This window comes from Chryseobacterium sp. MEBOG07, assembly GCF_021869745.1.
In the GTDB taxonomy this organism is placed as follows: Bacteria; Bacteroidota; Bacteroidia; order Flavobacteriales; family Weeksellaceae; genus Chryseobacterium; species Chryseobacterium viscerum.
This window is the reverse complement of sequence record NZ_CP084579.1, coordinates 4913187-4938620: the sequence shown is the minus strand read 5'-3', so window position 1 is coordinate 4938620 and position 25434 is coordinate 4913187. Positions and strand designations below refer to the sequence as shown.

The following is a 25434-nucleotide window of genomic DNA, read 5'->3' as shown; positions in this document are numbered from 1 at the left end:
TTTATTTTAAAAATCCATATAATAGTGCAGCAATAGCAGCTCCGATAATTGGACCTACTACAGGAATCCAGGCATATCCCCAATCACTGCTCCCTTTTACAGGAAGGATTGCGTGCATGATTCTTGGAGCAAGGTCTCTTGCCGGGTTGATGGCATATCCTGTTGTTCCTCCCAGAGACAAACCTATTACCCATACCAGAAAAGTAACGGGAATAGCTCCTACAGTACCCAATCCTACTTTTGCTGTCGTATCGGCTTGTAATGAAATACTAGGATCAGAAAAATGGAAAATAACAAATACTAGTACAAATGTTCCAATAATCTCACTGATAAGATTAGAAGATGTTTTTCTGATGGCAGGACTCGTACTGAAGCAGGCTAGTTTTGCTCCTTCATCTTCGGTAATGGCAAAATGATCTTTATTAAACAGCCATACCAGAAATGCACCCAGCATTCCTCCGATCATTTGTGCAGCGATATAAGATGGAACCAGGTCCCATGAGAATTTTCCTGCAGCTGCAAGACCAATGGTCACAGCTGGGTTCAGATGGGCCCCACTTATTGGCCCTGCAACGGTTACTCCCACAAAAACGGCTAGTGCCCATGCGGTAGTAATAACAATCCATCCGGAATTATTTCCTTTCGTATCTTTTAAGACAACATTGGCTACAACACCGTTGCCTAACAATATAAGAAGCATCGTTCCGATAACTTCTGCAATAAATGGGGTCATATAAGTTTTTTTTAAGTGAGTGAATTAATCTTCTATCCAGCTTTGAGCGCTTTTTACAGCTTTCTTCCAGAAGTGGGTCATTTTATCCACTTGCACTCTGTCCAGTTGAGGGTAAAAGTCCTTATCTACTATCCACTGTTCCTGGATCTCGTCTATATTTTTCCAGTATCCTACTGCAAGACCGGCAAGATAGGCGGCACCTAGTGCTGTAGTTTCCAGGGTTTTTGGACGTGTTATTTTAACCGCGAATAGATCAGACTGTATTTGCATCAAAAGATCGCTTGCTGATGCACCTCCGTCTACTCTTAGCTCAAGACTCTCTCTTCCTGAATCTGCTTCCATAGCTTTTACAATCTCATAAACTTGAAATGCTATTCCTTCCAGTGTAGCTCTTGCGATGTGTGCGTCGGTAGTACCACGGGTGATTCCTACAATCGTTCCGCGGGCATATTGATCCCAGTAAGGAGCGCCAAGACCCGTAAGTGCCGGTACGAAATATACTCCGCCATTATCTGGTACGGAAGCGGCTAGTTCGTTCACCTGATCTGAAGAATGAATGATTTTAAGCCCATCTCTTAGCCATTGAATGGCTGCACCTCCTACAAATACACTTCCTTCCAGTGCATAATTCACCTCTCCATTGATTTTCCAGGCTACGGTTGTAAGAAGATTGTTTTTAGAAGAAACTGCTTCTGTACCTGTATTCATTAGTAGAAAGCAGCCTGTTCCGTAGGTGTTTTTTACCATTCCCGGAGTAGTACACATCTGACCAAATAAGGCAGCCTGCTGATCACCGGCAATACCAGCAATCGGAATTTTAGTAGAGAATAGAGTCGTCGCTGTTTCTCCATAGATTTCGCTGCTTTGCTTAACCTCAGGAAGAATCGCTTTAGGAATGTTGAATAATTCTAAAAGATCATTGTCCCATTCTAAAGTATGGATGTTCAGAAGCATTGTTCTGCTGGCATTGGAAACGTCTGTGATAAACATTTTCCCACGGGTCAGTTTCCAGACAAGCCAGGTATCAACGGTTCCGAAACATAATTTCCCTTCCTCAGCCTTTTGTCTGGCTCCTTCTATATTATCAAGAATCCATTTTAGCTTGGTCGCTGAAAAATAAGCATCAAGAACAAGTCCTGTTTTTTCTTTAATAATCTCAGCGTGTCCCTGATCTTTCAGTTCATCACAATATTTTGATGTTCTGCGGTCCTGCCATACAATAGCATTGTAGATGGGTTCACCAGTTTCTTTGTCCCAAACTATTGTGGTTTCACGTTGATTTGTAATACCGATGGCGGCAACTTCCAGTCCGGAGATTCCTGCTTTCGCTATAATTTCTGCTGCTACGGAGATTTGTGATGACCAGATTTCGTTGGGATCATGTTCTACCCAGCCCGGGGTAGGAAAGATCTGTTCGAAATCTTTTTGTGATACATATTTTATTTCTCCACTGTGGTTAAATAAAATCGCTCTGGAAGATGTTGTTCCCTGATCCAAAGCGAGAATCAATTTCTCATTCATAGGTAGGATGTTAATATAGGTTGATAACTTTTGGCGAATAAGGAGTTAATAGATATCCTCTTGCCAATTCAATGAATTCATTTTCCTGTTGCTGTGCCCATTCTTCGGTAAAACCTTTTTCTTCGGCAATGATTCTGGCAATATTGTGAGCGCAGTCTATTGCTGCTCTTGCATCTAAAAATAGGAGACGTACTCTTCTTGCGAGAATATCCTCAATAGTTTCTGCCATTTCATTTCTTACTGCCCATACTATTTCTGCTACGGTGAAAGCGTGGTCAGGATGGATTTTCTGTGCATAGCGCGGATTACTTTCCTGAAGAGCCTTTATAGCAGGTATATCAGATCCGTAAACGTAAAGGTGATTGGTTCTGTCTACCTGTTCAGGTTTCACATTTCCATGGATGGAAAGGTGTTCTGTTTTAGAAGGAGAATTTCCCAATCGGTGAACTTTCATGGCTTCATCTACTGTATCTTCTGCCATTTTACGGTATGTGGTCCATTTTCCTCCGATAATAGAAACTAATCCTGTATCTGAAGTAATGACTTTGTGGCTTCGGGAAACCTCTTTTGTGCTTTTGCTTCCGTCTTTAGGAGCAGCAAGGGGGCGAAGTCCTGCGTACACTGATTTTACATCTTCGCGGGTCGGTTTTTTAGCTAAATATTGTCTGGCTGTATTTAAAACAAAATTGATTTCCTCTTCTAAGGCACGGGGTTCAAAACTTTCATCTTTCAGAAGGGTATCTGTAGTTCCTACCAGCGCTCTGTCATGCCAAGGGACAACAAATAAAACTCTTCCGTCTGAAGTTTTCGGGATCATAATCGCATCATCGCTTTTCAGGAATGATTTATCCAGTACCAGGTGAATTCCCTGGCTTGGTACAACTAATTTACCATGCTTAGGATTGTTCATGTTAAGAATGTCATTCGTAAATACACCTGTTGCATTGATGACTACTTTACTATGAATCTGATATTGCTGCTTTGAAAACTGATCTTCCGCAACGACACCTATTACTTTATCAGAAGCATCTTTCAAAAGGTTGATTACTTTTACATAATTAACAGCGGTTCCTCCTTTCTCAATAATGGTTTGGGTAAGGTTTACAGCAAGCCTTGCATCATCAAACTGTCCGTCCTGGTAAACAACACCACTCATTAAGTGATTTTGTTCAATAGTGGGAAGCTTTTCAATGGTTTTTGATTTGCTGATGTATCTTGTTTTCCCCAGACTTAGTTTTCCGGCAAGGAAATCGTAAACGGATAGCCCAATCTTATAGTAGATTCCGCCCCACCAAGTGTAGTTTGGGATAATAAAAGATTGATTTTTCACGATATGCGCTGCATTTTTTGCCAAGAGACCTCTTTCTTTTAATGCTTCTTTTACCAATCCGACATCTCCCTGGGCGAGATATCTAACTCCACCATGTACCAATTTGGTACTTCTGCTGGATGTTGCTTTTGCGAAGTCATGAGATTCAAGTAATAAAGTTTTGAATCCTCTGCTTACCGCATCTAATGCTGAACCTAAACCACTGGCTCCTCCTCCTATGACAATAAAGTCCCATTCTTTTACATCGGTTAACTTATTTAGTTCTTCGTTTCGTTTCATAAATGTTTCGTTTATGTTTCGTTTTCAAATATATAAATTAAAAATGAAAGCAAAAAGAAAATAAATGAAATTTTTAGATGTGAAAAAAAATCGGTATTTTTGATGAAACGAATAAAATGGAAAAGCTACTACCAAGGCAGGATGAAATACTAAAAGAGCTTGATGAGAAAGGACATGTGCTTGTTCAGGATCTGTGCGAAAAGCTTAGTGTTTCTTCGGTTACGATCCGAAAGGATCTGAACTATCTCGAAAGTTTGGGGCTTCTTTTCAGAAATCATGGAGGGGCGAGTAAGCAGGTGAGGTATGCTTATGAGAAAAATGTAGGAGAAAAAGAAAATATCAATGTGGAAGCGAAGCAGGCTATTGCAAAGGCAGCTTTGTCTCTGATCCAGGAAAATGATTGTATCATATTGGCTTCCGGAACAACGATGCATTATCTTGCCAGAATGCTGGTAAATTTTGGACCGCTTACGGTTCTTACCTCTTCTTTAAGGGTAGCAATTGAACTTTGTAATAATCCTAATATTAATATCATCCAGTTGGGAGGTGAAGTCCGCAAGAGTTCTACTTCTATAGTAGGTTCTATTTCCGAAGGAATTCTTAAGCAGTTTTCCTGTAATAAACTTTTCTTGGGTGTAGATGGAATTGATCCTGAATTTGGAATCAGTACGTCCAATGCTGCGGAGGCTCACCTTAATCAGGTCATGATGGAGTGTGCAGATCAAACGGTGATTCTTGCAGATTCTTCAAAATTGAATAAGAAAGGGTTTGGTAAAATAGCAGCTTTGGATCAGGTGGATTATCTGATCACAGATCATGGTATTTCTGTTGAAGAAAGGGCTGAACTCGAGGAAGTAGGGGTAAATGTTATTGCTAAATAATACCCTTCATCTTAATTTCTTTTTTAAAATCAAAATAAATTTTTGGGAAATTTGTTCTGAATTTTTTCAAAATCATCTAATTGATTAAAAATCAAAATATTTTACTTGAAATATTTGTCAGTTATAAAATTATTCATACATTTGCACACTCATTTTACGGGCGTAGTATGCCTATATCAAAAGTAGAAATTACTTCAGACTCGGAAAAATGATAATGAATAAAGGATAAATTTTATTATAATATAAACAATGTCAGGTATTATTGGAAAAAAAATCGGGATGACATCTCTGTTTGACGAGAACGGCAAAAACATGCCTTGTACCGTTATTCAAGCAGGTCCATGCTCGATTTTACAGGTCAGAACCTTGGAAAAGGACGGCTATACAGCTGTTCAATTGGGTTTCGATGACAAGAGTGAGAAGAACGTTGGTAAAGCGTTAGCTGGCCATTTTAAAAAGGCTGGTTCTGCTCCTAAAGCTAAATTAGTAGAATTCAATCACGGATTCGCTGATGTAAAAGTAGGAGAAGAAGTAAAAGTTGATTTGTTCACTGAAGGTGAATATGTTGACGTAACAGGAACTTCAAAAGGTAAAGGCTTCCAGGGTGTTGTTAAAAGACACGGATTTGGAGGTGTAATGCAGGCAACTCATGGACAGCACAACAGACTTAGAGCTCCAGGTTCTATCGGTGCTGGTTCAGACCCTTCAAGAGTATTCAAAGGGATGAGAATGGCTGGAAGAATGGGAGGTGAGCAGGTAACTGTTCAAAACCTTCAAGTGTTAAAAGTTGATCAAGAACAAAATCTTTTAGTAGTAAAAGGTGCTGTTCCGGGAGCTAAAAATTCTTATGTAATTATCAGAAAATGGAACTAGTAGTATTAAATACATCAGGAAAAGAGACCGGAAGAAAAGTAACTCTAGACGAAACAGTATTCGGAATTGAGCCAAATCAGCACGCGGTTTACTTAGAAGTTAAACAGTACCTTGCTGCACAAAGACAAGGGACTCATAAAGCAAAAGAAAGAAGCGAAATTACTGCTTCTACTAAAAAGCTTAAGAAGCAAAAAGGATCAGGATCTGCTAGATATGGTGATATTAAATCTCCAACTTTCAGAGGTGGAGGTAGAGTATTCGGACCTAAGCCAAGAGACTACAGATTCAAATTGAACAAAGCTCTTAAGAGATTAGCTAAGAAATCTGTTTTATCTCAGAAAATGAGAGACAACAGCATTAAAGTTTTAGAAGATTTGAGCTTTGGTGCTCCTAAGACTAAAGATTTTATCAATGTATTGAATGCATTGGAACTTAACGGTAAAAAATCTTTATTCGTTCTTCCTGAAGCTAACAAGAATGTGTATTTGTCTTCAAGAAACTTACCTAAAACTAAAGTAATGAACTTCAACGAGATCAGTTCTTACGACTTAGTAAACGCAGGTGAGATTATTTTCTTCGAAGGTGCAGTTGAAAAATTCCAGGAAAATTTAAAGAAATAAGTCATGTCTATTATTATTAAACCAGTTATTTCAGAAAAGGCTAATTACCTTACAGATTTAAGAGGTTCTTATTCTTTCTTAGTTGAACCTAAGGCGAATAAAATCCAGATTAAAAAAGCTGTTGAAGCAGCTTACGGTGTAAAAGTAGCAGACGTTAACACAATGATTTATGCTCCGAAGGTTTCTTCAAAGTACACTAAAAAAGGTCTTCAAGTAGGAAAGACAAACAAATTGAAAAAAGCGGTAATCAAACTTGCTGAAGGTGAGGTTATCGATATTTTTGCTGTAAATTAATTATTAATTATAAATAATAGTAATGTCTGTTAGAAAATTAAAACCTATCACCCCGGGACAGAGATTCAGAATTGTAAACAATTTTGAAGAAATTACTACCAACAAACCAGAGAAATCTCTAACAGTTGGTATTAGTAAGTCAGGTGGACGTAACCAAACTGGTAAAATGACCATGCGTTACACCGGAGGTGGACACAAAAAGAAATACAGAATTATTGACTTCAAAAGAAACAAAGCAAACGTTGAAGCCACTGTAAAATCTGTAGAATATGATCCAAACAGAACTGCATTTATCGCTTTATTAGAATATGCTGACGGAGAGAAGAGATATATCATCGCTCCAAACGGTATCAAAGTTGATCAGAAAGTAATTTCTGGAGAAAGCGTAGAACCAAATGTAGGGAACGCAATGAAGTTGAAAAACATTCCTTTGGGTACTGTTATTTCTTGTGTTGAAATGAAGCCTGGTCAAGGTGCAATTTTAGCAAGAAGTGCTGGTTCTTCAGCTCAATTAACTTCAAGAGACGGGAAATATGCAATCATCAAATTGCCTTCAGGAGAATCTAGAATGATCCTTACTGAATGTTATGCAATGATTGGATCTGTTTCTAACTCTGACCACCAGTTAACTGTATCAGGTAAGGCTGGTAGAAGCAGATGGTTAGGTAGAAGACCAAGAACAAGAGCTGTTGTAATGAACCCGGTTGATCACCCAATGGGAGGTGGTGAAGGTCGTTCTTCAGGAGGTCACCCAAGATCTAGAAACGGTATGCCTGCTAAAGGTTACAAAACCAGAAAGAAAAATAAAGCGTCTAACCGTCATATCATATCTAAACGTAAATAATTATGGCAAGATCACTTAAAAAAGGACCATTCATTCATCATACTTTAGATAAGAAGGTTCAGACAAATATAGAGTCTGGTAAGAAGACAGTTATCAAAACTTGGTCTAGAGCATCAATGATCTCTCCGGACTTCGTAGGACAAACTATTGCAGTACACAACGGGAAATCTTTTATCCCTGTTTATGTTACAGAAAACATGGTTGGTCACAAGCTAGGCGAATTTTCTCCAACAAGATCTTTCAGAGGTCATGGTGGTAACAAAAACAAAGGAAGCAGATAATCATGGGATCAAGAAAAAGAGAAAGTGCATTAGCACGTAAATTGACAAACCAAGATGTAGTAAAAGCAATACACAATGATTGCCCATCTTCTCCAAGAAAAATGAGATTAGTAGCTGATATCATTAGAGGAGAGCAGGTAGACAAAGCTTTATACATTCTAAAATATTCTAAAAAAGACGCATCTAACAAGTTAGAAAAAGTATTGCTTTCTGCAATGGCTAACTGGCAAACTAAAAACGAAGGTGCTGATATTGAAGAAGCAAATCTTATCGTTAAAGAAATTTTTGTAGACAGTGCAAGACAATTGAAGAGACTAAGACCAGCTCCACAAGGTAGAGGGTATAGAATCAGAAAAAGATCAAACCACATTACATTAATCTTAGGTAAAAAAGAAAATTAATCAAGGTATGGGACAGAAGACAAATCCAATTGGTAATAGATTAGGTATCATCAGAGGATGGGATTCTAACTGGTTTGGTGGAAACGATTATGGAGACAGAATCGCTGAAGACTACAAAATCAGAAGATACCTTGAGGCTAGATTATCTAAAGGTGGTATTTCAAAAATTTATATCGAAAGAACACTTAAATTAGTAACAGTTACAATTACTACTGCTAGACCGGGACTTATCATCGGTAAAGGAGGTCAGGAAGTTGATAAATTGAAAGAAGAATTGAAGAAACTTACAGGTAAGGATATTCAAATCAACATTTTCGAAATCAAAAGACCTGAATTAGACGCTGTACTAGTTGCTGATAGTATTTCTAAGCAAATTGAAAACAGAATTTCTTACAGAAGAGCTGTTAAAATGGCAATCGCAAGTACTATGAGAATGGGTGCTGAAGGTATCAAAGTTCAAATCTCTGGTAGATTGAACGGAGCTGAAATGGCAAGATCAGAATCTTTCAAAGACGGAAGAATTCCATTGTCTACTTTCAGAGCAGATATCGATTACCACTGGGCGGAAGCTCACACTACTTACGGTAGATTAGGTGTAAAGGTATGGATCATGAAAGGAGAAGTTTACGGTAAAAGAGAACTTTCTCCACTAGTGGGACAACAGAAAAAAGGAGGTCAGTCAGATAGAGGAAACAGAGGAGGAGACAGAGACAACAGAAGACCTAGAAAAAACAACAACAATAACAATAATAATTAAAATTTTAGATTAGAAATTTTGAATTTTAAATTACCGTTACTTTTTTAAAATTAAAAAAAATCTAAAATCTAAAATCTAAAATCTAAAATTTAGAAATTATGTTACAACCAAAAAGAACCAAATTCCGTAGAGTTCACAAGATGAAGATGAAGGGGAATGCCCAAAGAGGTAGTCAACTTGCTTACGGAACATTTGGGATCAAAGCGACGGAAGGAGCTTGGATCACTGCAAGACAGATTGAAGCAGCTCGTATTGCTGCGACAAGATATATGAAGAGAGAAGGTCAACTATGGATCAAAATCTTCCCAGATAAGCCAATTACTAAAAAACCAGCGGAAGTACGTATGGGTAAAGGTAAGGGTGCTGTTGAATATTGGGTAGCTGTAGTAAAACCTGGTAAAATTATGTTCGAAATCGGAGGTGTACCTTACGATATCGCTAAGGAAGCTTTAAGACTTGCTGCACAAAAATTACCAGTAGTTACTAAATTCATCGTTGCTAACGATTTTGTTAAACCTCTATAATCTTTGAATACAATGAAAAATGCTGATATTAAAAATTTAAGCGCGGGTGATATTCAAGCTCAATTAACTGAAGTAAAAGCTCAATATTCTAAATTGAAATTGGCTCATGCAATCAGCCCAATTGAAAACCCGATTCAAATCAGAGATTTGAGAAAAGCAATCGCAAGACTAAACACTGAGTTAACTAACAAACAATAATTTCATTTTACAATGGATAGAAATTTAAGAAAAGAAAGAATCGGAGTGGTTTCCAGCAATAAAATGGAAAAAACTATTGTTGTTAGTGAAACTACAAGAGTAAAGCACCCGATGTACGGTAAATTCGTTTTGAAAACGAAAAAATATACTGCACATGACGAGAACAACGAATGCACAGAAGGTGATACAGTTTTGATCCAAGAAACTAGACCTTTGAGCAAGAGCAAGAGATGGAGATTAGTAAGAATCATTGAAAAAGCTAAGTAATAATGTTACAAACAGAATCAAGATTAAAAGTTGCTGATAACACAGGTGCAAAAGAAGTACTAGTTATCAGAGTTCTGGGAGGAACCAGAAGAAGATATGCTTCAGTTGGTGATAAAATCGTTGTTACTATCAAGGATTCTACACCATCAGGAAACGCTAAAAAAGGTCAGGTATCTAAAGCTGTAGTAGTAAGAACTAAAAAAGCAGTAAGAAGAAAAGATGGTTCATACATCAAATTCGACGACAATGCTTGTGTATTACTAAACGCAGCGGGAGAAATGAGAGGAACTCGTGTTTTCGGACCAGTTGCTCGTGAGTTGAGAGATAAAGAATATATGAAAATCATTTCATTAGCTCCTGAAGTACTTTAATTTTTAAAATTTTTAAAAGAAATGTCAAAGTTAAAAATAAAAAGAGGAGATAACGTAATCATTACTACTGGTAAGAAAGATATCAAAGGTAAGACTGGTGAAGTTATTGAAGTGATCAAGAAAGAAGGAAGAGACCCAAGAGTAATTATTGCAGGACTTAACATCGTTAAAAAACACGTTAAGCCTTCAGCTTCAAATCCTCAAGGAGGAATTACTGAAAAGGAAGCTTCTATTCATATCTCAAACGTAGCTTTAGTTGGTAAAGATGGAAAAGCTATCAAAATCGGTTACAAAATCGAAGGAGATAAGAAAGTAAGAATCAACAAAAAAACGGGTGAAACTTTATAATTTGAATTAACATGGAATTTATAGCAAGACCCAAAAAAATATACAGAGAAACAATTGTTCCAGCGATGATGGAAGAATTCGGGTACAAGTCAATCATGCAAGTACCTAGATTAGAGAAAATCGTTGTATCACAAGGTTTAGGAGACGCTACTGCAGATAAGAAAATTATCGATTATGCTGTAGAAGAACTTTCAAACATCACAGGTCAGAAAGCAGTAGGTACGATCTCTAAGAAAGACGAAGCTGCATTCAAATTGAGAAAAGGAATGCCTGTAGGTGCGAAAGTAACATTGAGAGCTCACAGAATGTATGAGTTCTTAGACAGACTTACTTCTTCTGCTTTGCCACGTATCAGAGATTTCTCTGGTATCAAAGCTGATGGTTTCGATGGTAGAGGTAACTACAACTTAGGTATTACTGAGCAAATTATCTTCCCTGAAATCGTAATCGACAAAGTGAAAAAAATCCAAGGGATGGACATCACTTTTGTTACTACTGCGAAGACAGATAAAGAAGCTAAAGCATTACTAACTCACTTCGGTTTACCATTTAAAAAGAACTAAGAAATGGCTAAAGAATCAATGAAAGCGCGTGAGCGCAAAAGAGAAGCACTAGTTGCTAAATACGCTGACAAAAGAAAAGCTTTAAAAGAAGCTGGTGATTATGAGGGACTTCAGAAATTACCTAAAAATGCTTCTCCTGTAAGATTACACAACAGATGTAAACTAACAGGTAGACCAAGAGGATATATGAGAACGTTCGGACTTTCCAGAGTAACTTTCAGAGAAATGGCAAACAACGGTCTTATCCCAGGTGTAAGAAAAGCTAGTTGGTAATAATTACTAATTAAAATCGAGACAATTAAGTTGTTTAGATACTAAAGAATAAATATCAGACCGAGGTTTTCTGAAGTCTGATATTTTTATCTTCAAGTCTTTTCAATACTGATTGTCTTTAACCAATAATTTATAAAAGAAAAATGGTAACAGATCCAATTTCAGATTTCCTAACAAGAGTAAGGAACGCACAAAGCGCAGGCCACAAAGTGGTGGAAATTCCTGCATCGAAAATCAAAAAGGAGATTACTAAGATCCTATTTGATCAAGGGTATATCTTAAACTTCAAGTTTGAAGATAACGCTGTTCAAGGAGTGATCAAAATCGCTTTAAAGTACGATAAGCAAACTAGCAAACCTGCTATTAAGTCTATTCAAAGAGCTTCTAGACCAGGTTTGAGACAGTACAAAGGTTCTACGGAACTTCCAAGAGTACTAAACGGTTTGGGTATTTCTATCATCTCTACTTCTAAAGGAGTAATGACTGACAAGAAAGCTAGAGAAGAGAAAGTAGGCGGTGAAGTAATCTGCTATGTTTATTAATTTTTAATCAGAGGAAAATGTCAAGAATTGGTAAAGCAATTATAACAATTCCAGCTGGAGTTACAATCACTGAAAATAACGGTGTAGTAACTGTAAAAGGAGCAAAAGGAGAACTTTCTCAAGAGCTTACAGCAGGAATTACTTTAGAACAAAAAGATGGTGAGCTTAATGTAAACAGACCATCTGATTCTAAGCAACACAAAGCGCTTCACGGTTTATACAGAGCGTTAATCGCCAACATGATCGTTGGTGTAACTGAAGGTTTCGAAAAGAAACTGGAACTAGTAGGGGTAGGATATAGAGCTTCTCACACAGGTCAAAAACTTGAGTTAGCTTTAGGATTCTCTCACGGTATCGTATTAGAACTTCCAGGTGAAGTGAAAGTTGATACATTGACTGAAAAAGGTAAAAACCCAATTATTACTTTAGCGTCTCATGACAAGCAACTTCTAGGAATGGTTACTGCAAAGATCCGTTCTTTCAGAAAGCCTGAGCCATACAAAGGAAAAGGTGTAAGATTCGTAGGAGAAATTGTTAGACGTAAAGCTGGTAAATCTGCTTAATAAATTATAAGTATTATGGCATTAAGTAAATTAGAAAAAAGAATAAGAATCAAAAGAAGAGTAAGAGGGAAAATCTCTGGATCTTCTGAATTGCCAAGATTATCTGTATACAAAAGTAATAAGGAAATTTACGCTCAGTTAATCGACGATAAAAATGGTAAAACTTTAGCATCAGCTTCTTCTAGAGAGAAAGGTGTAGACGCTAAAGGTACTAAGACTGAAATTTCTGCTGCTGTTGGTAAAGCTATCGCTGCTAAAGCTATCGCTGCAGGAATCGGAAGTATTGTATTTGACAGAAACGGTTTCGTATATCACGGTAGAGTGAAAGCTCTAGCTGACGGTGCGAGAGAAGGTGGACTTAAATTCTAATCATTAAATTTCGGAAAATATGTTAGGACTAGATAATATAGAAAGAGTAAAACCGGGAGGATTAGAATTAAAAGATCGTCTCGTAGCTGTTAACAGAGTAACAAAAGTAACAAAAGGGGGTAGAGCTTTCGGATTTTCTGCTATTGTTGTAGTAGGAAACGAAGAAGGTATTATTGGTTTCGGTTTAGGAAAATCTAAAGAGGTTGCTTCTGCAATTGCTAAAGCAGTTGAAGACGCTAAGAAAAACCTTGTGAAAGTTCCTGTAATGAACCACACTATTCCTCACCAAACTACTGCTAGATACGGTGGTGCAGATATCTTCTTAAGACCTGCTTCTCACGGTACAGGACTTATCGCCGGTGGTGCGGTAAGAGCAGTATTAGAATCAGCTGGTATTCACGATATCCTTTCAAAATCTAAAGGATCTTCTAACCCTCACAACGTAGTGAAAGCTACTTTCAAAGCGTTATTAGACATCAGAAGACCTGAAGAGATCGCTAGAATGAGAGGAGTTTCTCTAAGTAAAGTGTTTAACGGTTAATATAAAAACAATGGCAACAATTAAAGTAAAACAAGTAAGAAGCGCTATTGGTAGAACAAAAACCCAAAAGAGAACGCTTGAAGCATTAGGATTAAAAAAACTTCACCAAGTTGTAGAACATGAAGCTACTCCTTCCATCTTAGGAATGATCGCTGCAGTAGGACACTTACTTGAAGTTCAAAAATAATTTTATAAAAGAGAAATTAAAATGAATTTAAATAACATACAACCTGCTGCTGGATCTACTTTCAACTCAAAAAGAATTGGTAGAGGTCAAGGTAGTGGAAAAGGAGGTACTTCAACAAAAGGACACAAAGGTCAGAAAGCTAGAGCTGGTTATTCTCAGAAAATCGGTTTCGAAGGTGGACAGATGCCTTTACAAAGAAGATTACCTAAATTCGGATTCAAAAACGTAAACAGAAAAGAGTTTAGAGGAATTAACCTTGATACTATTCAAACTTTAATCGAGAACAAATCTATTACTGGAGAAATCACGAAAGAAGTTTTAGTAGCAAACGGAATAGTTTCTAAAAACGAATTAGTGAAAATTATGGGTAGAGGAGAATTGAAATCTGCGGTTTCAATCTCTGCTGACAAATTCACTAAGTCTGCTGAAGAGCTTATTGCTAAGGCAGGAGGAAAAGCAATTACCTTATAATACTTACTAATGAAAGAATTTATACAAACACTTAAAAATATATGGAGCCTAAAGGAGTTAAGAGATAAGATTCTCTTTACGTTAGGTATTATCCTTGTGTATAGATTCGCATCTTATATCTCACTTCCCGCAATTAATCTTGCAGAAGTGGGAGATCTCTTAGAGCATTATAAAAATCAAGGCGGTAACAAGCAAGGAGCAGGTCTCCTTGGCTTGCTTTCGTCGTTTACGGGGGGAGCTTTTAGCCACGCTTCCGTAATGGCGTTGGGAATTATGCCTTATATTTCTGCTTCTATTATTGTTCAGTTGATGGGGATGGCTATTCCTTATCTTCAGAAGCTTCAGAAAGATGGAGAGTCAGGTAGAAATACATTGAACCAAATTACAAGATGGTTAACGATTGGAGTTTGTCTGGTACAGGCACCTTCTTACCTAACTTCTATTACTCAATTATTCTTACCGTATGCTCAGTTCCAATCTGCATATTTTGTAGAGCCAAATTCTATCATGTTCTGGTTACCAAGTATTGTTATTCTGGTTGCTGGTTCAGTGTTCGCAATGTGGTTAGGTGAAAAGATTACCGACAAAGGAATCGGAAATGGTATTTCCATCCTTATTATGGTAGGTATTCTTTCAAGACTACCTGAAGCATTCTTACAGGAGATGGCCGTACAGAACGGAAAAGGAGGAATGGGATCTATTATGATCCTTATTGAAGTATTATTCTGGATGGTGGTAGTTCTTTTAGCGGTGATTTTATCAGTTGCTGTTAGAAAAATCCCTATTCAGTATGTAAGCAGAGCTCAAGCAAGAGGAGGTGTAAACAAGAATCTTATGCAGGGCGCAAGACAATGGATCCCATTGAAAGTAAATGCTGCTGGTGTAATGCCGATTATCTTTGCTCAGGCATTGATGTTCGTACCAGGATTATTAACAAAATTCGATGAGTCCAACACTTTTCTTGCAGGTTTCAAGAATGTTTTTAGCTGGCAGTACAATGTATTGTTTGCGCTATTAATTATTATCTTCTCGTTTTTCTATACTGCAATTACAATTCCGGTAAACCAGATGGCTGATGACTTAAAGAGAAATGGAGGTTTAGTACCGAAAGTAAGACCCGGTAAAGAGACAGCTGATTACTTAGATGATATTTTATCAAAAATTACCTTGCCAGGTGCAATTTTTTTATCTATCTTTGCAATCCTTCCGGCAATTGTGCATGGAAGCTTTGTTCAGACAGATGCGTTTGCCCTATTTTTCGGGGGAACATCATTGTTGATTATGGTGGGGGTAATTTTAGATACAGTTCAACAGATTAATACATATCTGCTGAACCATCATTATGATGGCTTAATGCAGTCTAAACTGTCTAGAACGACTGGATATTAATTTATGGCAAAACAAAAACATATTGAACAAGACGGCGTTATAACGGAAGCACTTTCGAACGCCCAGTTCCGTGTAGAACTTGAAAATGGGCATATTCTTATTGCTCATATTTCCGGCAAAATGCGAATGCACTATATTAAACTTTTACCTGGTGATAAGGTAAAACTAGAAATGTCTCCCTACGATTTAACAAAAGGGAGGATCACATTTAGATACTAAAACATTTAGCCAAATGGAATACACATTCCATTTGGCATTTGTAAAAAATAAATACTATCAAAATGAAAGTAAGAGCATCAATTAAAAAAAGAAGCGCTGATTGCAAAATTGTACGCAGAAAAGGTGTGCTATTCGTAATCAACAAGAAGAACCCAAAATTTAAACAAAGACAAGGTTAACATTAAATTATGGCGAGAATTGCAGGTATTGATTTACCAAAAAACAAAAGAGGTGTTATCGGTTTAACTTACATCTATGGAGTAGGAAGAAGTACTTCTTCTGAAATCCTTAAAGCTGCCGGTATCAGCGAAGACAAGAAAGTCAACGAATGGAATGACGATGAATTGGCTGCAATCAGAACATATATCTCCGAAAACGTTAAAGTAGAAGGAGAATTGAGATCTGAAGTGCAATTGAACATCAAGAGATTGATGGACATAGGATGCCAACGAGGAATACGTCACAGACTAGGATTACCTTTAAGAGGCCAGAGAACGAAAAACAACTCTAGAACCCGTAAAGGAAAGAGAAAAACAGTTGCTAACAAGAAAAAGGCAAGTAAATAATCGTTAGGAATTATGGCAAAACAAAGTAAAGTAGTTAAAAAAAGAAAAGTAAAAGTTGAAGCTATTGGTGAAGCACATATTCAAGCTTCTTTCAATAACATCATCATTTCTTTAACAAATAAAAGCGGAGAAGTTATCTCTTGGGCATCTGCCGGTAAAATGGGTTTCAGAGGTTCTAAAAAGAATACTCCATTTGCTGCTCAAATGGCAGCTGAAAATTGCTCTAATGTTGCTCACGAAGCTGGATTAAGAAGAGTAAAGGTATACGTTAAAGGTCCTGGTGCAGGTAGAGAATCTGCAATCAGAACTATTCACAACTCAGGAATTGAAGTTAGTGAAATCGTTGATGTGACTCCAATGCCACACAATGGATGTAGACCTCCAAAAAGAAGAAGAGTTTAATTTTTAGAATTTACCCATTATGGCAAGATATATTGGACCTAAAACTAAGATTGCTAGAAAGTTTGGTGCTGCAATCTACGGAGATGACAAAAACTTCGAGAAAAGAAAAAACCAACCGCCAGGACAACACGGTCCTAACAAAAGAAGAGGTGCTAAAAAATCAGAATATGCAGTTCAGTTAGCTGAAAAACAAAAAGCTAAATATACTTACGGTATTTTAGAAAGACAGTTTGCTAATTTATTTGAAAAAGCACACAGAAGCAAAGGTGTAACAGGTGAAGTACTTCTACAGCTTTGCGAATCAAGATTGGATAACGTAGTATACAGATTAGGGTTTGCAAAAACTAGATCTGGAGCTAGACAATTGGTTTCTCACAGACACATCACTGTGAACGGAGAAATTCTTAATATCCCTTCTTACTTGGTAAAAGCTGGTGATGTAATCACTGTAAGAGAAAAGTCTAAGTCTCTTGAAGTTGTTACCAATTCATTGGCTTCTAAGTCAAACTATGAGTGGTTACAATTCAACGATGAGAAGAAAGAAGGTACTTTCATTTCTGCTCCTGAAAGAATCCAGATTCCGGAGGACATTAAGGAAAACCTTATCGTCGAACTTTACTCTAAATAATTTTTTAATCAAATTTTTGCTCAACCCAATAATATGGCAATTTTACAATTCATAAAACCCGATAAAGTAATTTTACTTAACTCTGATGAATTTAAAGGTCAATTCGAATTTAGACCTTTAGAACCAGGTTTCGGGCTTACAATCGGTAATGCTTTGAGAAGAGTGTTGCTTTCTTCTCTGGAAGGATACGCTATTTCATCTATCAAAATAGAAGGTGTAGAGCACGAATTTTCAACTATTCCAGGAGTAATCGAAGACGTTACCGAAATTATTCTTAACCTTAAGCAGGTAAGATTAAAAGCTTCAGCAGAAGGCCAGGCTAACGAGCAGGTTGTTGCTAAAGTTTCAGGTCAGACGGTTATTACTGCTGGTGATTTAGGGAAATCTATCAATGGATTTGAGGTTCTAAACCCAGATTTAGTGATTTGTAACCTAAACAGTGATGTAACTTTCGAAATTACTTTCAATATTGAAAAAGGTAGAGGGTATGTGCCTTCTGAACAAAATAAGTCAAACAATGCTCCTGTAGGAACTATTGCTATCGACTCTATTTTTACGCCGATCAAGAAAGTACAATATAGCATTGAAAATTATCGTGTAGAGCAAAAAACAGACTACGAAAAACTTGTATTAGATATAGAAACTGACGGGTCTATTAGCCCTCAGAATGCTTTAACAGAAGCTTCTAAGATATTAATTTATCACTTCATGTTGTTCTCTGATGAGAGAATAACGCTTGAAACTGAAGCTGTAAAAGCATCTATCCAATATGATGAGGAAACTCTTCATACAAGACAACTACTTAAGTCTAAATTAGCAGATATGGATCTTTCAGTAAGAGCCCTTAACTGTCTTAAAGCAGCTGAAGTAGAAACTCTTGGAGAATTGGTTTCTTACAGTAAGTCTGATTTGATGAAATTCAGAAATTTTGGTAAAAAATCTTTGACAGAACTAGAAGAATTAGTGCATTCAAAAGGTCTTAACTTCGGTTTCGACGTTGCAAAATATAAGTTAGACGCTGATAAATAATTAATAATGAGACACGGTAAAAAATTCAATCACTTAGGAAGAACAGCTTCTCACAGAAGCGCTTTACTTTCTAATATGGCTTGTTCTCTAATTGAGCATAAAAGAATCAACACTACTGTAGCTAAAGCGAAAGCTTTAAGAGTATATGTTGAGCCTCTATTAACAAAAGCAAAAGAAGATACTACACACAACAGAAGAGTAGTATTCTCTTACCTTCAAAATAAATTTGCGGTTGCTGAATTATTCAGAACTGTAGCTCCTAAAATCGCTGAAAGAAACGGTGGTTATACAAGAATCATTAAGACAGGTTTCAGACCAGGTGATGCTGCTGATATGGCTCTTATCGAATTGGTAGATTTCAACGAGCTTTACAACCCTAATGCTGAAGAGAAAAAAGCTACGAGAAGAAGCAGAAGATCTACAACGGCTAAAACAGCAGTAGTTGCTGATGCTCCTGTAGTAGAAGAGAAAGTAGAAGAAGCTAAAGCTGATTCTACTGAAGAAAAAACTGAAGAATAATATTCATTCAGATATATAATGAAAACCATTCGTAATACGGATGGTTTTTTTTTATTTCATTAATGTTTAATTAATATATTTAGAATAACTTTGAGGGTTTAAAAAAATCTTGATCATGATCATCGTAAAAGATAAGTTAGGAAAAACAATTTCCGGGGAGAGCATTACCTTTACAGAATCTCCCAATAAAGAGGGAATTATTATTCCGGAATACATTATCATTCATTTTACAGCAGGACGCGGAGCTGAAAATTCGATAAACTGGTTTCAGGACCCTACAGCAAAAGCTTCAGCTCATATTATTATCGATAGAGATGGCAGGATTACCCAAATGGTAGAATTTAATAAGAAAGCCTGGCATGCGGGAAGAAGCCGATGGGCCGACCGTTCAGGGTTCAATGATTTTTCTATTGGTATTGAGCTCGAAAACCCGGGAAGACTTACGAAAGTAAATGAACGGTTTTATGCATGGTTTGAAAAAGAATATTCTAAAGATGTTGTAGTGGCAGCTAAGCATAAACATGAAAATACTACTTCTTATTGGCATAGCTTTACAGAAAAACAATTGGAGACCTGTTTTCAGGTTTGTAAACTGTTGATGGAAACCTACAATATTAAAGATATTCTTGGGCATGATGATATTGCTCCTTTCAGAAAAAACGATCCAGGTCCGGCATTTCCTATGGAAAGCTTCAGAGCGAAACTATTGGGAAGAGAAGATGATACTGCAGATATGTTTGAGGTAAGCGCGGAATACGCTAATGTAAGAACCGGTGCAGGAACCGGATTTGAAACAGTGGTTAAACTTAAGAAAAATACCCAGGTCGAGTTTATCAAAAGTAAACTGGGATGGTTCTATGTATATGTTTTGATGGAAGCAGGAAAAGATGGTGAGCCTATATACGGTTGGATCAACAGTGATTTGGTGAAGAAAGTTTAAAAACTTATATAAATAAAATGTCCCTCTTATTGAGGGACATTTCTATTTTAAATCTTTGTTCTTTTCAGTTCAATAATATTATTACCTTGCTCAAGGTGGAGACTGTCTCCTTTTACCCTTGCAGTCATATCATCTTTCTTGTAAACCGTTTCATCACCTTTGGTTTCTGATTTAGGTAATGTAAATGTTTTCTTGTTGCTGGTAATGGCTACTGTACTTTCCTTCGGATCATTTTTGAATACCACTTTTACTAATGTTCCGTCTGTAGCTTTATAAACGAAATCTGTTTTCTCAGTTTTCTGTCCATTGATATCTACAGTAGAAGAACTTTGTGTTACCGAATCTACTTTTCCATTGTTGTCCGTAACAACAGTTGTTGAACTGTCTATTTTGATAACGCTTTTGTTTCCACTTTCGCTTTTTTTACAGCTTACTGCTGTTAATGCAAGTACAGCACCAAGTGCTAAAAGACCTTTTTTCATGATTATTTTTTTTGATATTTATTATAATTTCTATTCTTTAAATTTTACAAAAATCATGCCTGATAATATGAGAATTTTCCACCGATATTAATGTATAATTCTCTTTTTTTAATTAAGAAAATAAAATAATGTTAGAGAGCTTGGTTCTGTAACATTATTATTTGAAGGTTGAGCCTCATTTCTGAAGCTTTATTTGATATTTATTCACTGTTTATTTTATTATGTTGATATTAATTTAAATTAATATTGATTTTGAAGTGAAAAATTGATTAAATTTAGTAAAAACTAAAAGACTGCACCATAACTATAAACTCAAATGTCAATATTACACAAAGGTGTAATTGATTTCCATTTGTTTTCTGTTGAAATTTGCTACAAACAAAAAAGGTCATGAGCATTTCCATCGCCATAGTAGAGGACGAAAAGAACTACAACAATGCGTTGAAGAAAGTCATCAATTACCAGGAGGACATGAAAGTAATTGCTCAGTTCTTTGATGGGAATGATGCTATGAAAAATCTGCCCGATTTTTCTCCGGATGTAGTAATGATGGATATCCAGCTGCAAGATATGCTCGGAATCGAAATCATAGAAAAACTACGAAAAAAAATGCCCAATACACAGTTCATCATGTGTACCAGTTTTGACGATGATGAAAAGATCTTCAATTCTTTAAAAGCTGGTGCGATGGGGTACTTGGTGAAAGGAGAAAGCATGGACAAGATTCTTTCTTCCATCCGGGATGTATACCAAGGCGGAGCTCCAATGAGTTTTTCTATTGCCAGAAAAGTTCTTAAACATTTTGAAAAAAAACTCCCAGAGATCAAAGGCTTCGACGAACTTACGGAACGGGAAAAAGAAATTCTGGAACTTCTATCGCAAGGCCTTCTATACAAAGAAATTGCGGATCAGAAATTTATCAGTATCGATACCGTCAAAAAACATGTTGGAAATATCTACAGAAAACTTCACGTAAACAATAAGGTGGAGGCTATCAATAAGTTTAACAATTTTAAAAACTAAGAAATTATGGAGACATTAGAGTTAAAAAATCCCGAATTTGGGACAGAGGCTATTGGAAACAAACTAGCGGATCTGGTTTCGCTAAGAAAAGAAAGAACTAATCCATTGGTTGCAGTAGGACATATGGATCATGATATCGGAATCATGTTTATGTTTCAGGCGAAAAAAGGTGTTTTAAGTAATTCCGGAGCTGCATCAAAACTGGTCAATCCGTACCTGAACAGCTATTTGGTAGATATAAGTACTTTTGAAACGTTATTCAACACCTTCAGTCCTCAGGGAAAAGGGATTAAATTTGAGTTTATATTCATTAGCCAGCAGGATTATATTAAGTACACGGGCAGTACAAATGTTTCTACCGGTGCAAACGAATTTTTATACTTTGTTGCAACACCATTGGATCATAATGATAACGCAATGGGACATTATATTATCTTTAATTTGGGACATAAGTTTGAAGCAGATATGGACTTCATTAGCCCTGAAGAAAGACGAATCTTGCATGATAACTACCTGTCATCACAATTTTATACTAATATGAATACTTACAGAGCTCCATTGCTGCAGGCAGAAGGAATATACTATACCTGGGCAGATATCAGTAAGATATTGCATGAAAGAAATATAGATGGTCACCTTTACAAAGAAGTCCAGTTTACTCTTGGTGAAGTGATAGAGCTTGACATCATCAGAGAGTATTTCAGAGACAATCCTTATTATGCTTTCGATGATGTGGCGTATGCTGCAGCCTATAACGGAAATGAAAAAAGACTTACCCCAATCGGAAGATACCTGCCGGATGACCTTGTCGGGAAAGAAGTATTTTTCGATATGGGCTCACTTTATCCATAGAAATGCTCATTCAGATTATCTACATATCAATACTCTTTATAGATACTGTAAAGTCGATGGTTTTAGCTGGGAAGAAAGGTCTTTCCAGCCAAAACTATTTTACGGTATATTTATTTCTGTCTCTATGTCTGGAGCTTTATGGACATTATAAAATATATATTCAGGAATTCGACTTTGCTTATCTCTTCAATTATTACAGTATTTTTCTGATTATCTTTTTCAACAGATATTATGCAAAAAGTTTCCCTCAAAAATTCAAAACACTCTTTCTGTATGTCCTCATTGCCATACTTGCCTATATTGTTCTGTTTGTGAAATTTTATAGTGAAAACTATGAAAATACATTAGGAATATTAGTTTGCTTTTATTTTATCATCAATGCATTGGTTTGGTTCTATTTCAGGCTGAAAAACTTTGATGAAATAAAGATTTTTAACGATCCCCATTTTTGGGTTTCTTGTGGCTTACTCTTTTGGAGTATCTTCTTTCTTTTTAGGTCAATACCAATGTTTTTTCTTAAAGAGAATGATCCTGGTTTTCTACAAATTTTAAAAGTTATACAGTACTGTGTTAACATCATTATGTATGGAATATTCTATATTGCCCTAAGGAAATTTGAAAATAGCGGAAAATAAAACACAATATGAAACAATTGCCGGATACAATAAGATTGGCTTATATTATAGCAGTCATTCTGTTAATAACTTTTGTTATTTTCATTGTTTTCATTGTTGTTTTGTATAATAAAAGGCAGCTTTTTTATATTCAGCAGCAACAGCTTAAAGAATCCGAACACCAAAACCAGCTGCTCCAGAAAGAACTCGAAAAACAAAAAGTGCTGAAACAGGAACGGGAACGTATTTCCCTCGATATGCATGATGACCTGGGAGCAGGAATTTCAGCATTGAAACTTCAGGCAGAATTTCTGAAACAGAAAGCAGAAGACGATGATCTGCAAAGTGATATCGATGAACTTCTGAAGACCTCTGAAGAAATGAACATCTCCATGAGAGAAATGCTCTGGAGTCTGAACTCAGGAAATGATACATTAGGCAGTTTCATCGATTATGCGATATTATATACCGGAAATTTTTTAAAGAAAACAAAAATAGTATTACGTTCGGAATGTGAAGATATCATTACTGAAACTTCTATTTCCACAGAAATGAGACGTAATCTTTTTCTCTGTTTAAAAGAAGCCGTGAATAATGTATACAAACACAGTCATGCAGATACATTGAAACTTTCATTTTCACAGGAAAAAAATAATTTTTCTATGAAAATATCAGATAACGGAATCGGTATTCCGGATGAGCAACCAAAGGGAAATGGCCTCAGAAATATGAAAAGAAGAATGAATGAACTGTCCGGTGAATGTCATATTTTATCTGAAAACCCTGGAACCTGTCTGGTTTTTAAAATAACTGTATAAAAATTACCCTTTTGTGTAATTGACTGTTCTGTTTTTTAGAGGGAAATTTGATATATAAAATTAAAAGCCATGAAAACTCTTATTAACGACAGTATTGGAGATTTGGAAGCTGCTTTAAAAAACAACAGTGATCTTCAGGAAAGATTTAAAACAAATCCGATAGAGGCTATTAAAAACGTAGAAATAAGAAGCCCAAAAGACACAGACTATTGGATCTATAGAATTATTGTACTCATGCTCGGGTTGGCAGTCATTACAATTATAGCAGGACTTATTCTCATTGCTTACTGGAATGATGGTGCTGCTAAAGATAATCAACTGGTCACTATTTTTGCGACCATTTCATCAGGAGCAATAGGTGCTTTAGCAGGGCTTTTATCTCCTACACCAAGAAAATAAATAACTTAAAAAAACTATATATCATGAAAACTATAACATTGAATATTACAGTAAGTGGTGGAACTTCAATTTTGGGAATTATTTATAAAATCTTTAAAAAGGGAACTACAGTGCCTCTTTTTGAGAAAACAGAAAATGGATCTTTTTCTGAAGATTTTAAATTAAATGAAAACGCAGAATATGATCTTTATATAATTGGATCAAATCCTTTATCAATAGATAAAAATACAAGAGTGAAAATTGATGGTGATATTGTTCTTAGTGAAGATTCTGATTTAAACCCTGCAAATAGAAAGGGAAATGGATACTTATTAACATATCATTTTAAAGTAATAAATAAAGATAAATTATGAAAACGCTAACATATAAATTAGGGATTATTATATTTTTCTTTAATATAATCTTAGTTTTTGCCCAGAATGGAGTTCTTTCTAAAAAGGATTTAAAATCAGACAGTTTTTATAATAAAATTGAAGAAACAAAATCAGGAAATTGGAAAGATGTATTAACTGATTTTATGCAAGCCTCTTTTAAAGGATTAACAAGTGAAAATAAATCTTTTCAGTTTAAAGCAAATATATTTTCATTAAGAGCTAAGGCTGATAGTACATTATTAATTGACTATAATTACACAAGTAAGCGAGAGACATTTTATAGAAATTTTCAAGTGCAGATAGGATTAAACCTTGATAATGATTATAAGTTTAAAGGATTTAATTATGGATTTGATTGGGCAATCATTAACAAAAGGGATACAACCATAGCAAGCCTAGCCCGAGAAGAGTATGAATCAGGCAAGTATTTTGAAAAGCTTAGTTCTGCTTTAATATTTGCTTTACAGAAATATAGAAACATTGCACCTTCTGATAAATATGAAAAAGTAGAGAAATTAGCAAAAGAATCAATTGAAAAACAATATTATTTACCTATAGATAATTTACCAGATGATTTTAAAAAAATATTACTGGAAGAGCAGGATGGAATTGATGCTAAAAAATTTTTAGATACCTTTCAAAATGAATTAGGCCGATTTAAAAGGCGGCCTTTATTAACAATAGGGTTCCATAGTAACTTTCAAAAAAACACAAAATTTTTAGACGAGTTTGATGCCAATTTGGTTTATCTGCAAGGATTAAAATCTAAGAAAGGGAGTAAACTGGAAATAGACTTCCGAAATCAGTTTAAAGCAAAAGACAGTATCACGACATCGGTTATAAAACGAAAAGAATTTTCGTCACAATTAGGATTGAATATTTCGATTTGGGAAACTAAAGAGAAATCTATCGTAGAGCTTAAGCCTAATTTTGAATATAAAAGAATTGTTTCAGGAATAATGACTGATGAAAAAAATGACCAGTTCCTAGCCAATGCAGATTTAAGAATAAGGATTTTAAAAAACCTTTGGGTTCCATTGATTTTAAAATATGACATTAAAAACAATAATCTTTTTGGATTCTTAAATGTCAGTTTCAATTTTGATGCAATGAAAAAAGAATAGTATCATAATTAAAGTAAAAAACTCA

The 25434-nt window shown here is 35.9% G+C and carries 41 protein-coding genes; 37 read left to right on the top strand and 4 right to left on the bottom strand.

The window, feature by feature from the left end; genetic code table 11:
* Position 1: 1 nt before the first annotated feature.
* From LF886_RS22825 to LF886_RS22815, 3 genes are read right to left on the bottom strand one after another with little or no spacing between them, the layout of a single operon-like run.
* Positions 2–733 (bottom strand): MIP/aquaporin family protein, encoded by a 732-nt coding sequence (locus tag LF886_RS22825; RefSeq protein ID WP_236851933.1) that lies wholly within the window; start codon positions 731–733, stop codon positions 2–4.
* Positions 734–757: 24 nt separating this feature from the next.
* Positions 758–2254 carry a glycerol kinase GlpK gene (glpK, locus tag LF886_RS22820; protein ID WP_236851932.1) on the bottom strand — a complete coding sequence of 499 codons (1497 nt, stop codon included), beginning with the start codon at positions 2252–2254 and terminating at the stop codon, positions 758–760.
* A 10-nt stretch (positions 2255–2264) separates the two neighbouring features.
* A complete protein-coding gene (locus LF886_RS22815) occupies positions 2265–3863 on the bottom strand; it encodes a glycerol-3-phosphate dehydrogenase/oxidase (protein WP_236851931.1) in 1599 nt (532 codons plus the stop codon).
* Positions 3864–3979: 116 nt separating this feature from the next.
* Between LF886_RS22815 and LF886_RS22810 the strand changes: the two genes are divergently transcribed.
* The 30 genes from LF886_RS22810 (at position 3980) to LF886_RS22665 (ending at position 19723) form a co-directional block, all read left to right on the top strand.
* Positions 3980–4744: a DeoR/GlpR family DNA-binding transcription regulator gene (locus tag LF886_RS22810; RefSeq protein ID WP_236851930.1), complete on the top strand. Its 765-nt coding sequence runs from the start codon at positions 3980–3982 to the stop codon at positions 4742–4744.
* Between the two features lie 249 nt (positions 4745–4993).
* A complete protein-coding gene (gene rplC / locus LF886_RS22805) occupies positions 4994–5617 on the top strand; it encodes a 50S ribosomal protein L3 (RefSeq protein ID WP_236851929.1) in 624 nt (207 codons plus the stop codon).
* Entirely contained in the window at positions 5608–6237 is a 630-nt protein-coding gene (gene rplD, locus LF886_RS22800; protein WP_045491156.1) for a 50S ribosomal protein L4, read from the top strand. Before rplC ends, rplD begins: the two co-directional genes overlap by 10 nt.
* Before the next feature lie 3 nt (positions 6238–6240).
* On the top strand, positions 6241–6531 hold the full coding sequence (gene rplW / locus LF886_RS22795; protein WP_047380577.1) for a 50S ribosomal protein L23: 291 nt from the start codon (positions 6241–6243) through the stop codon (positions 6529–6531).
* Positions 6532–6553: 22 nt separating this feature from the next.
* On the top strand, positions 6554–7375 hold the full coding sequence (rplB, locus tag LF886_RS22790; RefSeq protein WP_103231554.1) for a 50S ribosomal protein L2: 822 nt from the start codon (positions 6554–6556) through the stop codon (positions 7373–7375).
* Positions 7376–7377: 2 nt separating this feature from the next.
* Positions 7378–7656, top strand: coding sequence for a 30S ribosomal protein S19 (gene rpsS, locus LF886_RS22785; RefSeq protein WP_034702850.1), 279 nt, complete (start codon positions 7378–7380; stop codon positions 7654–7656).
* 2 nt (positions 7657–7658) lie between these two features.
* Positions 7659–8057, top strand: coding sequence for a 50S ribosomal protein L22 (gene rplV / locus LF886_RS22780; RefSeq protein ID WP_034694674.1), 399 nt, complete (start codon positions 7659–7661; stop codon positions 8055–8057).
* Between the two features lie 7 nt (positions 8058–8064).
* A complete protein-coding gene (rpsC, locus tag LF886_RS22775) occupies positions 8065–8814 on the top strand; it encodes a 30S ribosomal protein S3 (protein ID WP_109621630.1) in 750 nt (249 codons plus the stop codon).
* Between the two features lie 98 nt (positions 8815–8912).
* The gene (gene rplP, locus LF886_RS22770) at positions 8913–9338 is read left to right on the top strand and encodes a 50S ribosomal protein L16 (protein ID WP_029297776.1); all 426 of its coding nucleotides are present in this window, start codon (positions 8913–8915) and stop codon (positions 9336–9338) included.
* A gap of 12 nt (positions 9339–9350) precedes the next feature.
* The gene (rpmC, locus tag LF886_RS22765) at positions 9351–9536 is read left to right on the top strand and encodes a 50S ribosomal protein L29 (protein WP_236851928.1); all 186 of its coding nucleotides are present in this window, start codon (positions 9351–9353) and stop codon (positions 9534–9536) included.
* Between the two features lie 12 nt (positions 9537–9548).
* Positions 9549–9803 (top strand): 30S ribosomal protein S17, encoded by a 255-nt coding sequence (rpsQ, locus tag LF886_RS22760; protein WP_027371715.1) that lies wholly within the window; start codon positions 9549–9551, stop codon positions 9801–9803.
* A 2-nt stretch (positions 9804–9805) separates the two neighbouring features.
* Positions 9806–10174, top strand: a complete 369-nt coding sequence (gene rplN, locus LF886_RS22755) for a 50S ribosomal protein L14 (protein ID WP_002983226.1) — start codon at positions 9806–9808, stop codon at positions 10172–10174.
* Positions 10175–10195: 21 nt separating this feature from the next.
* Positions 10196–10522: a 50S ribosomal protein L24 gene (rplX, locus tag LF886_RS22750; protein WP_103231552.1), complete on the top strand. Its 327-nt coding sequence runs from the start codon at positions 10196–10198 to the stop codon at positions 10520–10522.
* Positions 10523–10533: 11 nt separating this feature from the next.
* Positions 10534–11085 carry a 50S ribosomal protein L5 gene (gene rplE / locus LF886_RS22745; protein ID WP_109737756.1) on the top strand — a complete coding sequence of 184 codons (552 nt, stop codon included), beginning with the start codon at positions 10534–10536 and terminating at the stop codon, positions 11083–11085.
* A 3-nt stretch (positions 11086–11088) separates the two neighbouring features.
* On the top strand, positions 11089–11358 hold the full coding sequence (gene rpsN / locus LF886_RS22740) for a 30S ribosomal protein S14 (RefSeq protein ID WP_076353267.1): 270 nt from the start codon (positions 11089–11091) through the stop codon (positions 11356–11358).
* 143 nt (positions 11359–11501) lie between these two features.
* Positions 11502–11900: a 30S ribosomal protein S8 gene (gene rpsH, locus LF886_RS22735; RefSeq protein WP_103231550.1), complete on the top strand. Its 399-nt coding sequence runs from the start codon at positions 11502–11504 to the stop codon at positions 11898–11900.
* A 17-nt stretch (positions 11901–11917) separates the two neighbouring features.
* Positions 11918–12463, top strand: coding sequence for a 50S ribosomal protein L6 (rplF, locus tag LF886_RS22730; protein WP_103231549.1), 546 nt, complete (start codon positions 11918–11920; stop codon positions 12461–12463).
* A gap of 15 nt (positions 12464–12478) precedes the next feature.
* A complete protein-coding gene (gene rplR, locus LF886_RS22725; protein WP_103231548.1) occupies positions 12479–12832 on the top strand; it encodes a 50S ribosomal protein L18 in 354 nt (117 codons plus the stop codon).
* Positions 12833–12851: 19 nt separating this feature from the next.
* Entirely contained in the window at positions 12852–13373 is a 522-nt protein-coding gene (gene rpsE / locus LF886_RS22720) for a 30S ribosomal protein S5 (RefSeq protein WP_045491132.1), read from the top strand.
* Positions 13374–13383: 10 nt separating this feature from the next.
* On the top strand, positions 13384–13560 hold the full coding sequence (gene rpmD / locus LF886_RS22715; RefSeq protein WP_027371710.1) for a 50S ribosomal protein L30: 177 nt from the start codon (positions 13384–13386) through the stop codon (positions 13558–13560).
* Positions 13561–13581: 21 nt separating this feature from the next.
* On the top strand, positions 13582–14031 hold the full coding sequence (rplO, locus tag LF886_RS22710; RefSeq protein WP_103231547.1) for a 50S ribosomal protein L15: 450 nt from the start codon (positions 13582–13584) through the stop codon (positions 14029–14031).
* Positions 14032–14040: 9 nt separating this feature from the next.
* The gene (gene secY, locus LF886_RS22705) at positions 14041–15420 is read left to right on the top strand and encodes a preprotein translocase subunit SecY (RefSeq protein WP_103231546.1); all 1380 of its coding nucleotides are present in this window, start codon (positions 14041–14043) and stop codon (positions 15418–15420) included.
* Positions 15421–15423: 3 nt separating this feature from the next.
* Positions 15424–15639 carry a translation initiation factor IF-1 gene (gene infA, locus LF886_RS22700; RefSeq protein ID WP_034684855.1) on the top strand — a complete coding sequence of 72 codons (216 nt, stop codon included), beginning with the start codon at positions 15424–15426 and terminating at the stop codon, positions 15637–15639.
* 62 nt (positions 15640–15701) lie between these two features.
* The gene (gene rpmJ / locus LF886_RS22695) at positions 15702–15818 is read left to right on the top strand and encodes a 50S ribosomal protein L36 (RefSeq protein ID WP_007839480.1); all 117 of its coding nucleotides are present in this window, start codon (positions 15702–15704) and stop codon (positions 15816–15818) included.
* 9 nt (positions 15819–15827) lie between these two features.
* Complete coding sequence (rpsM, locus tag LF886_RS22690; protein ID WP_002983260.1) at positions 15828–16205, top strand: 30S ribosomal protein S13; 378 nt, start codon at positions 15828–15830, stop codon at positions 16203–16205.
* A 12-nt stretch (positions 16206–16217) separates the two neighbouring features.
* Positions 16218–16607, top strand: a complete 390-nt coding sequence (gene rpsK, locus LF886_RS22685; RefSeq protein ID WP_047491454.1) for a 30S ribosomal protein S11 — start codon at positions 16218–16220, stop codon at positions 16605–16607.
* Between the two features lie 19 nt (positions 16608–16626).
* Positions 16627–17235, top strand: coding sequence for a 30S ribosomal protein S4 (rpsD, locus tag LF886_RS22680; protein WP_103231545.1), 609 nt, complete (start codon positions 16627–16629; stop codon positions 17233–17235).
* Between the two features lie 33 nt (positions 17236–17268).
* Positions 17269–18264 (top strand): DNA-directed RNA polymerase subunit alpha, encoded by a 996-nt coding sequence (locus LF886_RS22675; protein WP_103231544.1) that lies wholly within the window; start codon positions 17269–17271, stop codon positions 18262–18264.
* 6 nt (positions 18265–18270) lie between these two features.
* A complete protein-coding gene (gene rplQ / locus LF886_RS22670; protein WP_236851927.1) occupies positions 18271–18783 on the top strand; it encodes a 50S ribosomal protein L17 in 513 nt (170 codons plus the stop codon).
* A gap of 115 nt (positions 18784–18898) precedes the next feature.
* On the top strand, positions 18899–19723 hold the full coding sequence (locus LF886_RS22665; RefSeq protein ID WP_236851926.1) for an N-acetylmuramoyl-L-alanine amidase: 825 nt from the start codon (positions 18899–18901) through the stop codon (positions 19721–19723).
* 47 nt (positions 19724–19770) lie between these two features.
* On the opposite strand, the gene LF886_RS22660 is transcribed toward LF886_RS22665, so the two are convergent.
* Entirely contained in the window at positions 19771–20205 is a 435-nt protein-coding gene (locus tag LF886_RS22660; protein ID WP_236851925.1) for a hypothetical protein, read from the bottom strand.
* Positions 20206–20595: 390 nt separating this feature from the next.
* Here LF886_RS22660 and LF886_RS22655 point away from each other — a divergent pair, with 390 nt between their 5' ends.
* From LF886_RS22655 to LF886_RS22625, 7 genes are all read left to right on the top strand, one after another.
* Positions 20596–21228, top strand: coding sequence for a response regulator (locus LF886_RS22655; RefSeq protein WP_236851924.1), 633 nt, complete (start codon positions 20596–20598; stop codon positions 21226–21228).
* A gap of 6 nt (positions 21229–21234) precedes the next feature.
* Complete coding sequence (locus tag LF886_RS22650; RefSeq protein WP_236851923.1) at positions 21235–22080, top strand: hypothetical protein; 846 nt, start codon at positions 21235–21237, stop codon at positions 22078–22080.
* Between the two features lie 2 nt (positions 22081–22082).
* Positions 22083–22715 (top strand): hypothetical protein, encoded by a 633-nt coding sequence (locus LF886_RS22645; protein WP_236851922.1) that lies wholly within the window; start codon positions 22083–22085, stop codon positions 22713–22715.
* Between the two features lie 8 nt (positions 22716–22723).
* Entirely contained in the window at positions 22724–23512 is a 789-nt protein-coding gene (locus tag LF886_RS22640; protein ID WP_236851921.1) for a sensor histidine kinase, read from the top strand.
* Positions 23513–23581: 69 nt separating this feature from the next.
* Positions 23582–23911: a hypothetical protein gene (locus LF886_RS22635; RefSeq protein WP_236851920.1), complete on the top strand. Its 330-nt coding sequence runs from the start codon at positions 23582–23584 to the stop codon at positions 23909–23911.
* Positions 23912–23934: 23 nt separating this feature from the next.
* Positions 23935–24264: a hypothetical protein gene (locus LF886_RS22630; protein ID WP_236851919.1), complete on the top strand. Its 330-nt coding sequence runs from the start codon at positions 23935–23937 to the stop codon at positions 24262–24264.
* Positions 24261–25409 carry a hypothetical protein gene (locus tag LF886_RS22625; RefSeq protein WP_236851918.1) on the top strand — a complete coding sequence of 383 codons (1149 nt, stop codon included), beginning with the start codon at positions 24261–24263 and terminating at the stop codon, positions 25407–25409. Before LF886_RS22630 ends, LF886_RS22625 begins: the two co-directional genes overlap by 4 nt.
* Positions 25410–25434: the final 25 nt, after the last annotated feature.